This window comes from Bradyrhizobium sp. 45 (assembly GCF_023073155.1).
Classification (GTDB): Bacteria; Pseudomonadota; Alphaproteobacteria; order Rhizobiales; family Xanthobacteraceae; genus Bradyrhizobium; species Bradyrhizobium canariense_D.
Genome location: NZ_JADPIX010000104.1, coordinates 1 through 9129, shown reverse-complemented (window position 1 = coordinate 9129; position 9129 = coordinate 1). Strand labels below are relative to the sequence as shown.

Genomic DNA, 9129 nt, shown 5'->3' with positions numbered 1-9129 from the left:
CCAAAACCGCCGCTGCCTGAACGGGTCAGATGCCGCCCTCGATACGAAGGCCATCCGTCAAAAGCGCGGGCGTCATCGTGCGGAGAAAATCGCGCTTACTCTACACCGACAAACCCGCCGGTTACGCTTGGAACTCCGTAGTGAAAGGCAACGACCGACAGAACTGCGATTGCCCTGAGTCCCTCGACATCCGCTCTGAAATGGGCCGCCGCGCGCGATACCGGTTGCATGTCTGTTACTGTCTACATCGCATCCAAAAACAGGGCATTCAGCCCTGCGCAATTCGTTCGCATTTTGGCCATTTTCGGCTATTCGTGGGGCGGTGACCGGGCAGAAAGTTCTTATTGGAGAATTGGCCCGGCGGGTCACAAGGGGAGGCCGGTCGCCCCGTGTAGGTGTCCTGGATAGAGCGGAAGCGTCGGGTGTGACCCGAGGCGATCAGAAGAAAGCAGCAGATCAGCTTCGGAGCTCCGGAAGGCGACTCGCCACTCGCGCCCTCATTGGAGAGTCGGCTAAGGCTCATGAGCGACAAAACTCGAGGTGAGCATAATAGGTCCGCTTTCGGTTGTATAGCGGCCGACCGTCTCTCGCGGACCACGTTGAGCCGTACGCATCCGGCGAAGTCCCCGGCTAATCTAGACGCGCATCGCCGCGTGCCCCGCTGGAAGAAAATGCGAAAACAACCCCATGCACACTAGGGGTATTTAATACCTCAACCTAAGCCCACTTGGCTATTGGCGAGTCCGGCCGTTGCCGATACCACTCCGCCCGTCCCCGCCGCGCGGACAATCTGGAACCGATCATGCCGTTTGAAAGCTACAAGAACAGCCGCATCCTCGTAACCGGAGGCGCTGGCTTCATCGGATCCCACCTCTGCGAGCGGCTGCTCGATACGGGGGCCGAGGTGGTCTCCGTCGACAATTACTTCACCGGCAGCCGGCGCAATATCTCCCATCTGATCGCAAATCCGCTGTTCGAAGCGGTACGGCACGACGTCACCTTCCCGCTCTACATCGAGGTCGACGCGATCTTCAACCTGGCCTGCCCGGCCTCGCCGATCCACTATCAGCGCGATCCCGTGCAGACTACCAAGACCTCGGTGCATGGCGCCATCAACATGCTTGGCCTCGCCAAGCGGCTCAAGGCGCGCATCTTCCAGGCCTCCACCAGCGAGGTCTATGGCGATCCGCTGATCCATCCCCAAACCGAGAACTATTGGGGCAACGTCAACCCTATCGGCATCCGCTCCTGCTACGACGAAGGCAAGCGCTGCGCCGAAACGCTGTTCTTCGACTATTGGCGCCAGCACGGATCAAGGTCGCGCGCATCTTCAACACCTACGGCCCGCGCATGCAGCCCAATGACGGGCGCGTGGTGTCGTCCTTCATCGTCCAGGCGCTGAAGGGCGAGCCGATCACCGTGTTCGGCGACGGCGGGCAGACCCGCTCGTTCTGCTATGTCGACGATCTCGTCGAAGCGATCATGCGGCTGATGGCGACCGGCGAGAACATCACCGGACCGATCAACATCGGCAACAATTCGGAGTTCACCATTCGCGAGCTCGCCGAGAAGGTGATCAAGCTCACCGGCTCGCGCTCGCAACTGATCTTCCAGCCGCTGCCCCAGGACGATCCGCGCCAGCGCCAGCCCGACCTCACCAAGGCAAAGGCGGCGCTGGACTGGGAGCCGAAGATGGCGCTCGAGGACGGCCTGAAGGAGACCATCGCCTATTTCAAGCACTCGCTCGAAATCGCCTGAGCCCGCTCGCGCCTTCCATCGTCTCGCCCACTGCTCGCTGCTGCTGGCATGCCGGACGTGAGCTCGCGGTCGGGCCGCCGGCCACTGATCTGAAGTGTCTCTGCAATCGAACGAACCCTCTCGCCGCCGTCAGCGCCAGAGCGAGTTCGCGAAGATCTTCCGAATAGGGTCGCATCATCCATGCTGGCCCCCGTTCCAGTCTGGAGTTTGAATCAGATATTGCCGCCCTGGGAATCCCGATTCCGGAATAAAACAACATGCGCTAGGCTGCTTTTGGCGGAAGGCTGATCGCGCTATGCGGCGTGGGCGACGTTCCGAGGTCGCCAATTCCAGGGCATGAGTTCGTCAATGCGCTTGGCGGGGTGATCCGGTAGGCGCGCCAGCACGTCGGCAAGCCAAGCCTGCGGGTCGATGTCATTGAGCTTGGCGGTGGCGATGAGGCTGTAGATGGCAGCCGCGCGCCGGCCGCACTCGTCGGACCAGGCAAAGGTCCAATTTTTTCGCCCCACGGCGACCGCCCGTAGCTCACGCTCAGCAGCATTGTTCGACATGCAAAGCCGTCCGTCATCAAGGAAGTGGCCAAATGCGTCCCAGCGGCTGAGGCAGTAATTGATTGCCATGGTCGTGTCGTTGTCCTTGGAGAGCTTCGTGCGCTGCTCGCGCAACCACGTCTCCAGCTCGACGATCAGGTGGCGGCTACGCTCTTGGCGCACACGCAATCGCTCCCGCGCAGTAAGACCGTTGATCTCGCGTTCGATGGCGAACAGGACATCGATGCGCTTAACCGTCTCGGCCGAGATCGGCGCTTTGCTGAGCCGCACGAAATCGAAGAACTTGCGCCTGCCGTGCGCGCAGCACGCGACCTCGATGATCGGGAGCCGTTGCGATTGGCCTCGTAGAGTCTGCCAAAGCCGGCGTAGGCGTCGGCCTGCATCAACCGGGCCGCGCGCTCGGCGCGCAACATCGCCTGCAGCGTAGTCACATCGTCGGGGAGAGAATCATCGGCGCCCATCGCCGACCAGAGAATCACAAGACGCGGTCTCTGTCCGAACCGCTGATCGCACCACCGATTAAAATCCCAGCGATCAGCCCGCCGCCTGCGGTCGCCAGGTATGTTGCGGCATCCGCCAGTCGATGCCCTCCAGCAGGTAGCCAAGCTGGGCTGGGGTGATGGTCACCACCCCATCAGCCGACGACGGCCACAGGAAGTGGCCGCGCTCCAGCCGCTTGGCGTAGAGCGACATGCCCAGTCCATCGTGCCAAAGGATCTTGATCAGCTTGCCGCTCTTGCCACGGAACACATAGAGGTCGCCGCCGTGCGGGGCTCGCGTGAACGCTTCCTGCACGAGCAAGGCCAGCGATTTCATGCCACGACGCATATCGGTGTGGCCGGTCGCAATCCACACCCGCACGCCCGCAACGGGGATCACCGCGGCCGTTCGTCTGCCAGTGCCGCCACCGCGGCCTTCAGCGTCGCCGCATCGACCGTGCCCGTGATCCGCATCCGAGCCCCGGCAGCAAACTCGATCTCGATCGACCCTCCGCTGCTGGCCGGCGCGACTGGACGGGGCGTCGGACCTGATTCCGCGACCACCATCGCCGGTACGAAGCCAGGTTGATGGGCGGCATCCTTCGGCTCAGGCTGAAACGACCGTCGCCATCGCAGCAGCAATGAGCGCGAAACGCCACACCGCCGCGCTGTGGCCGCGACCTGGCGCGGCGCCGTAAGCTCTCAAGAACGATCTTGAGCTTCTCATCCTCGGACCAGTGCCGCTGCCGGCCCGTGTCCACCACCTCAAGCCGTTCAACTTGGGCACTGCGCCTATCACTGTCCATAAGGACGGTTCTCAACAACACGCCTCATTCCGCAAGGCGGCCTTCACCGGATGGATACGTTGAGCCGGACCGTCTTGCCGTGATTCAGGCCCTATCGAGGCGACGAATCATGCGCTACGAACTCACCGACGAAGAGTGGGCTGCAATTAAGCCGATGCTACCGAACAAGCCGCGCGGCGTGCCGCGGGCATCTTCTGGGTCTTGCGACCTGGAGCGCCATGGCGCGATCGGCCGGTCGTCCGTACACGACCTGCAACAACCGCTTCCTTTCCCTGGCGACGAGCGGGCGTGTGGGCCCGAATTATGAGCGCCCTGACAGGCGCCCATCATGCCGCCGTCTAGGTGCTCTAGAGCCCTGTAACAGCCCTGATCCTTGACGGTTCTTTGTCCTGTTCGTGTAGCTCTTGGGCTTGGTCGCGACCCCCGTAAATCACTCAAAGCGTTGTCGTTTTCTCCCGCAGGGGGGCTGCCGCTGTCGCGATGGAACACTTTATCAGGGTATCAGGGCGAGCTTGAAGCGCCGCATCGCTCGCTAAACCAGCTTACCGCTTCGGCGATTCTCAGCATGTGCGAAGGCGAGGGCACCTTCCAAGTCCACCGAATAGATCGGACAGCTCCCCGGCCACCGTATTAAAGCCTTGGCATGAGAAAATTCATGCTGATCCTGCTGCTCACCATTGCTCCGGCATCAGCGCAGAGCGAGCCGGTCCCGTCGAAGGCGCCACCGAGCGATCGCGAACGGGTCCAGGCCGATCGGGCGCGGGCGGCTGCCGAAGAGAAGGACGCTTCGACAGCGCGCCCTTGGGACAGAGGGACGGATGGCAAGCGGCCTTGGGAGCGGGGCGCGTCACCGAAGTAGCGGCCTTCGGCAATCGGCGGCCGTCCTGACAAAGTGGAGCCTTATTCGCCGGGCGAGCTCGCGGTCTTAGGTTTGCGCCGGGCCGTGCAACGCCAAACGCTCGACCAGCTGAAGGCCAAGATTCAAAGGCAGGACTCAAGGGTAGGGTTCAAGGGCGAGCCTCAAAGCCAAAGCCGTATTTTGCGCGAGCGCGCTCTCAATCGGACCTCAAACGGAAACCGACGCTGCTGCTTGCCCAGACGTGCGGCGGTTCATGATCGGAGCGCAGCTCGGCTCTTGCCAAGGGCACCCGCACCTAGCGGACGTACCAATATCCCCACCAGCGCTGGGACACGGGCCGCGCTTCCGACTTTATGACCGTGACTTCCTCGACAGAGCGAAGCTGCGGGCCATAGATCGCGGGTGGATAGACGCCGTCCCACAACACGACCCCGGTCCGGACATAGGCAGCGTGATGATGTGCCGGAGCGAGCGCGAGCTCCGCGGCCGGGGCGGCAGTCGCAGTCAAAGTGAGGCCAAGAGTAGAAAGAGCAACGAATGGACCGGGAGCGCGAAAGTTCATTGGAGTGAATCCTTCTCAAAATGCCGTGAAATAATGCGGCGGCTTCGGAATGGTTGCAATTGCGACGGTACACGGAAAAGGCGCGAAATCCCACTTGCTGGAGCATCGGCTCGTTTCAATGACGGGATAGATCGCACCGAACCGGCTTGACCACCGTCTTCGAAACGGTACGCTCCGCTCGCGAAGGCTTGCGCCTCGATGAGCAGGAAGAAGGTCGGAGCACCGCTGCTTCCCAACAGAGCAGGCCTGAACAATCTTTCGGCGCCCTAGAATCATCGCCAACCATGATGTCGACACACTGCGTGCTCTTGATGGGCATCGCACCATCCAGGACGGCTTCCATGGCTTCGTTTGCGTCGTCCCCCGACCTCAACCCTCCGGCATTCCCGAGGGCGTTTTGGTCTCGTCGGGCTCGCGTGCGGGGATCTCGTTGGGATAGACATCAAGCAAGGGTACACGGGCATGACCGAGGCAAGGAAGGACGCTCCGCGGCGCTACATCGTAGATGGAGCCGGACAGCGTGTCCTGGTCGGGCTAACGAGCTCGGAGACCGTCGAGTTCGAGACGCTGGATCGTCCGCTAGCGTCTCTGGAAGGCTCTTCGGTGCTCCAGGACCAACGCCGCCTTGGTCAGATTAGCGTCGATGAGCGTTGGTCGGAACTTTACCTCAAGCACGAGCGCGCCTGGAGCGCTTGGATGGCGGAAAGCCGAGCACGCTCGCATCCTCTGTGCGTGCTCAACTAGGTGTGGTCGGTTGATGTCAGACTCGCTCGCTACTCGGAAACGAATGCGGATCGTTCACACCGCGAGCATTCGGCTTCCCTGGATGCTCATCAACGTGAGATTGCCCGTCGCATAGGCGCCCGTGTCGATGTTGGCGCGATTGTTTCGCACGTCGGCGCTCCGCACTGGCGTGTGACCGTGCACGATATATTTGCCGAAATGCTTGTCGCTCTCCAGGAACTCCGCGCGAATCCACAAAAGATCGTTTTCCTGCTGTTCGGACAACGCCACGCCCGGTCGAACGCCCGCATGTACGAAGAAGAAATCCCCGCACGTAAAGCTCAGCCGCAGATTGTCCAAGAATTCCAGATGTTCAGTCGGCATTGCGCGAATCAAATCGTGCAAGATCGATGCCGGCTCATCGCGCTTCAGATCTGCCGGAGCGAGCCCATAGGACATCAATGTCTGAGTTCCGCCGACGGCGAGCCAATTCTCGAACAGTGAAGGGTCTTCGAACACCTCGACCAGAAATGCCTCGTGATTGCCCTTGAGGAAGATCGCATTTCCCCGGCGACTCCGCTCGACCAGGATGTCGAGGGTGGCGCGCGTGTCCGGACCACGATCGATGTAATCGCCCATGAAGACCTCGATCGCATAGCGGGGGCGGCTGCGAGCCATGTCGGCATCGATGACCCGCAACATGGGCTGCAGCAGATGCGCACAGCCGTGAATATCCGAGATCGCATAGATGCGAACCCCTTCAGGCAAGTGCGGCTTTTGGATTGGCCGACGTGGTCGGGCGAGAGATATCATGGCGCACAATCGGTCAGGTGGTCGACAAAATCTCCCCAAGTCGCCGCACCTGAGAACTCTCCATCTGACGCGAACGGTGTGCGGTGGATGGAGTGATGTCCTCATTCTCCGGTGATCACGCCAAAAGAAGGGCGGAATTCTTACCTACCCTGGTTTGTGTGGTCCGCCGGATAACCGTCCCGTAGAAATTGCATTACTGACGTGCAGAGCGCGGCAAAGATGCATGTCTAATGCAAATCCGGTGATACATCCGTAGGTAGATATCCGTCGAAATTCCCGCAAATGACTCCATAGCAGTCTGGAAACGTCGCAAAGATGAGCGGACACCGCTCGCGCGACCATTGAAGCATCGTGTTGGTATGTGGAACTTGGTTCAGAACAGGGCAACGCGTTGCCGATATGTCAGCACTGTGACGAGAGCTTTGAGCGCTACAAATTGTCGATGCGCATTTTGGACGCGACGCATATCCGTGCATCGTAAATTTGCGTGCGGCGCCACAATATCGCTGCGATCACTTAACACCCTCTGCTTGGGAAGCGGCAATTCTTCAGCATCACAATGACCGCCAGGTACCCTCCACACTTCGAGGATCGAATGGTTGTTGCAACTTATGGCTCTGAAAGCACTTATGCGGTGTCCTCCGCACGGGGCACGGCTCTTCAGAGGCCTTTTCAGCTTCTCGTCATCGCGGCCGACCTTTTGCTGATTTTGCTCAGCTACGCGCTGGCGTCGGAGCTTTATAACCTCGCCACGCCGTCATTCAGAGACGGAGCGCCCATCGGCGCCGGACTGATCGTCAGCACAGTGTTTGTTCTGATCGCCTATTCGCAGGGTGTGTATGCAACGCACCGTCTGCTCAATCTGGTCTGGCAATTGCGCAAAGCGGTGATCATCTGGCTGGTGTCACTGACAATCCTTGCGGTCGCGGCGTTTCTATTGAAATCGTCGGACAATTTGTCCCGCGGCACGTTCCTCATCTTCACCGGCGTTGGCGGTGTTGGGCTGCTCAGCCTGCGTTTTGCGTGGCAGTGGGCGCTCCGGACGGGCTTTGCCAAGGGCCGATTGGTCGACCGCAAGGTTGCCCTACTCAGTCTGAAGCCCCTTGATTTCACCTCGAGCCGCTTCAAGGACCTGCGCAAGAACGGGTTCGACGTGGTTCGCCATTTCGTGCTTCCCGCTAATAACCAAGGGAACGGCTGGGAGAGGCAAATCCGCGATGTCATCCAGCAAGCCCGTGCAGCAGATGTGCAGGAGTACCTGCTGGCGGTTGACTGGAACGAGCTACCGTTGTTGCAGCAACTTGAACTGCACTTGCGCGCCATACCACAGCCGATCCGGCTATTGCCGGATAATTCGATCGCCGATCTCGTATCGCGTCCATTTTTGCCGGTCAGCGGCACGGTGGCAATTGAGATTCAGCGGCCACCACTCAGCGTGTTTGAACGTCTCCAGAAGCGCTGCCTCGACATCGGTCTGGCCTTGTTTTCGCTCGTGGCCTTGGCGCCGGTGCTGATCACCGTCTCCATTCTAATCAAGCTGGATTCGCCTGGAAGCGTGATCTTTCGACAGTCGCGCCGCGGCTTCAACGGCAAGCCGTTCGACATTTGGAAATTTCGCAGCATGAACGTGTGCGAGAATGGTCACTCGATTACTCAGGCGACCAAGCGTGACGCGCGCGTCACGAGGATTGGGCGCTTCCTTCGCATGACCAGCATTGACGAATTGCCCCAGCTCTGGAACGTGCTGCGAGGGGACATGTCGTTGGTCGGACCACGCCCACATGCGCTTGCCCACGACAACTATTATGACGAGATCATCAGCAATTATGTGTACCGCCATCACATGAAGCCAGGCCTCACGGGCTGGGCTCAGGTTAACGGCTTCCGGGGCGGAACGCCCACCATCGACTTGATGGAAAAGCGGGTAGAATATGACGTTTGGTATGTAAGGAATTGGAGCATTTGGCTCGACCTGAAAATCATGGCGCGCACGGCGGCTACCGTCATTTCCCAGGAGGCCTACTAGGTCAGCGCAGGCAGCTTTGGCGGCCGAGGCCGTGGACTCATAAGCGCTGAGCCGGATTGAGGCGAGTAGGCCGGCGCGGAGAAGTTGCGTGTGAGCTTGTCGAAGCGGTCCGGCCGTCGGAACTGTTTACGCCTGCAGAAGAAGCGTTCGATTAGGTTGCGCTGGCGGCACATCGCAGACCGCAGATTGGATATTGGGCTGGGCAACATTGCACTCGATTGGATCGTCGCCTCGGCGACGACCTCGTAGGCGTCGGCGGGTCAGCGAGAGGTTGAGGCACTGCGCTTGGATCCGAGGCCTGTCCGGGCGAGAGCGGCAATCTCATCGATAAGCCAGCTTGATCGAGAACTGTGTGGATTGTCCGTAAGCGTCGTTCCGCTCCCACCTTCTCGCGGCACATGGGATAGGCGAGTTTCACGATCTCTTTGAAGGGATCGGCTTGTGTCTATGCTTGTAAGCGCTTAGCCGCAACCCTATTGAGGCTGGCTTGACGTTTTGCGGAATCGCCACGGCATGAGGTCTTCGATGCGGCTATGGGGATGGCCGTCGATG

4 protein-coding genes and 4 pseudogenes are annotated in these 9129 nt (G+C 60.3%); 3 read left to right on the top strand and 5 right to left on the bottom strand.

Annotation, left to right across the window (positions count from 1 at the left end; genetic code table 11):
• Positions 1 to 802: 802 nt before the first annotated feature.
• Positions 803 to 1758: pseudogene (locus IVB42_RS17395) on the top strand (UDP-glucuronic acid decarboxylase family protein).
• Between the two features lie 293 nt (positions 1759 to 2051).
• On the opposite strand, the pseudogene IVB42_RS17390 reads toward IVB42_RS17395, so the two are convergent.
• Positions 2052 to 2695 (bottom strand): annotated as a pseudogene (locus tag IVB42_RS17390) (IS66 family transposase); the annotation flags it as partial.
• 148 nt (positions 2696 to 2843) lie between these two features.
• Entirely contained in the window at positions 2844 to 3188 is a 345-nt protein-coding gene (gene tnpB / locus IVB42_RS17385; RefSeq protein ID WP_085383833.1) for an IS66 family insertion sequence element accessory protein TnpB, read from the bottom strand.
• A 512-nt stretch (positions 3189 to 3700) separates the two neighbouring features.
• On the opposite strand from tnpB, the pseudogene IVB42_RS17380 reads away from it, so the two are divergent.
• Positions 3701 to 3912: pseudogene (locus IVB42_RS17380) on the top strand (transposase); the annotation flags it as partial.
• 836 nt (positions 3913 to 4748) lie between these two features.
• On the opposite strand, the gene IVB42_RS17375 reads toward IVB42_RS17380, so the two are convergent.
• Entirely contained in the window at positions 4749 to 5015 is a 267-nt protein-coding gene (locus tag IVB42_RS17375) for a hypothetical protein (RefSeq protein WP_085383836.1), read from the bottom strand.
• 798 nt (positions 5016 to 5813) lie between these two features.
• Positions 5814 to 6551 carry a metallophosphoesterase family protein gene (locus IVB42_RS17365; RefSeq protein WP_085383838.1) on the bottom strand — a complete coding sequence of 246 codons (738 nt, stop codon included), beginning with the start codon at positions 6549 to 6551 and terminating at the stop codon, positions 5814 to 5816.
• Between the two features lie 595 nt (positions 6552 to 7146).
• Here IVB42_RS17365 and IVB42_RS17360 point away from each other — a divergent pair.
• The gene (locus IVB42_RS17360; RefSeq protein ID WP_085383874.1) at positions 7147 to 8577 is read left to right on the top strand and encodes an undecaprenyl-phosphate glucose phosphotransferase; all 1431 of its coding nucleotides are present in this window, start codon (positions 7147 to 7149) and stop codon (positions 8575 to 8577) included.
• A gap of 27 nt (positions 8578 to 8604) precedes the next feature.
• Here IVB42_RS17360 and IVB42_RS17355 read toward each other — a convergent pair.
• Positions 8605 to 8744, bottom strand: a pseudogene (locus IVB42_RS17355) (IS5/IS1182 family transposase); the annotation flags it as partial.
• Positions 8745 to 9129: the final 385 nt, after the last annotated feature.

Excerpts from the sequence above, each read along its gene's own strand:
- IVB42_RS17375 (WP_085383836.1), bottom strand. The coding sequence starts at position 5,015 with ATGAACTTTCGCGCTCCCGGTCCATTCGTTGCTCTTTCTACTCTTGGC.
- IVB42_RS17365 (WP_085383838.1), bottom strand. The coding sequence starts at position 6,551 with ATGATATCTCTCGCCCGACCACGTCGGCCAATCCAAAAGCCGCACTTG.
- IVB42_RS17360 (WP_085383874.1), top strand. The coding sequence starts at position 7,147 with ATGGTTGTTGCAACTTATGGCTCTGAAAGCACTTATGCGGTGTCCTCC.